The 638-nt window shown below is 53.0% G+C and carries 1 protein-coding gene; it reads right to left on the minus strand.

Annotated features, from left to right (window positions below; all coding sequences use genetic code 11):
- On the minus strand, positions 1-638 hold a 638-nt coding region (trmB, locus tag KDM89_RS19290; protein ID WP_230427990.1), incomplete at both ends, for a tRNA (guanosine(46)-N7)-methyltransferase TrmB.

Raw genomic sequence — 638 nt, forward strand, 5'->3', positions numbered from 1 at the left:
CGGTTTTCGAATTTCGTCACAGGGCGATAGTCAGGGCGTGGTGCATACGCCTCCGCAGTATTTTCCAAGGCAGGTTCAGCACTCAGTACGTCCAGCATCTGCACCGCATATTCTTCCCAGTCCGTTGCGCAATGCAGATAGCCACCCGGTGCCAGTCGTGATGCGAGCAGTTGCACCAGCGGGCCCTGAATCAGGCGGCGCTTATTATGGCGCGCCTTATGCCATGGATCAGGGAAGAAGACATGGACTCCGTGCAGTGATTCCGGCGCAATCATGTAATTCAGTACTTCAACCGCATCATGCTGAATGATGCGCTGATTTTTCAACCCCATTTCATCGGTCAGCTTAAGCAGACTGCCTACGCCCGGCGTATGCACTTCAACGCCGATGAAATTTTTTTCTGGCATGCTGGCAGAAATCTTGGCGCTGGTTTCACCCATGCCAAAACCGATTTCAAATACAGTCGGCGCCTGGCGGCCGAAAGTCGCATCGATATCAAGCAAAGATTTTTGATAAGGGATGCAAAAGACTGGCCCCAGCGTTTCTATCGCGCGGGCCTGTGCATCTGAGACGCGGCCAGTACGGGTGACAAAGCTACGGATACGACGTTCAGTCGGGTCATAAAACAGAGATTTGCT

The organism is Cognatundibacterium luofuense, assembly GCF_018139685.1.
Classification (GTDB): Bacteria; Pseudomonadota; Gammaproteobacteria; order Burkholderiales; family Burkholderiaceae_D; genus Undibacterium; species Undibacterium luofuense.